Annotated in this window: 1 protein-coding gene; it reads left to right on the forward strand. The window is 74.1% G+C overall.

Annotation, left to right across the window (positions count from 1 at the left end; genetic code table 11):
- Positions 1 to 166 precede the first annotated feature (166 nt).
- A complete protein-coding gene (locus tag A7A76_RS25480) occupies positions 167 to 505 on the forward strand; it encodes a HesB/IscA family protein (RefSeq protein WP_096378048.1) in 339 nt (112 codons plus the stop codon).
- Positions 506 to 668: the final 163 nt, after the last annotated feature.

Raw genomic sequence — 668 nt, forward strand, 5'->3', positions numbered from 1 at the left:
GCGCCCATACCCGCCCGCGGCCCGCCGCGGGCCGCATCGCAGCTTGAATGCGCGCCGTCAGCCGCCATATCCGGTAGCGCAGAGGCGTCGCGGCAGGCTGGTACCATGGCCCCGACGCCCGCGGCCGCCGCGCCGCCGTCCCCGCAACCACCGTTTCGAGATCGCCATGTCCGTGACCCTCGCCCCCGCCGCCCTTGCCCGCGTTCAGCATTTTCTGGCCGAGACCCCGGCCGCGCTGGGCCTGCGTTTCGGCGTGACCCGCACCGGTTGCTCGGGCTGGCAGCACGTGGCCGACCTGGCCCGCGAGCAGCGCGAGGGCGACACCGTGTTCGAACAGGACGGCGTGCGCATCTTCGTCGACGCGATCAGCCTGCCGCTGGTCGAGGGCACCCGCATCGATTTCCTCAAGCAGGGCCTGGGCGAGATGTTCGTGTTCCAGAACCCCAACGCCACCGCCGAGTGCGGTTGCGGCGAGAGCTTCACCACCTCGGCCGACGCGGCCTGAGCCCGGCGGCGCCGCGCGAGCGCCGCTACCGCCGAATCCTTGCCGACGACGCCGGGCTTGCCCGGCGTCGTCGTTTGCGCGTGCCGCCGTTGCGTGCGGCTCAGCGCGGGCGCGGCGCCTCGGCGGGAACCGGCGCCGGCTGCGGCGCCAGGCTGCAATGCGG

The sequence above is a fragment of the Lysobacter enzymogenes genome (assembly GCF_017168095.1).
Lineage (GTDB): Bacteria > Pseudomonadota > Gammaproteobacteria > Xanthomonadales > Xanthomonadaceae > Lysobacter > Lysobacter enzymogenes_D.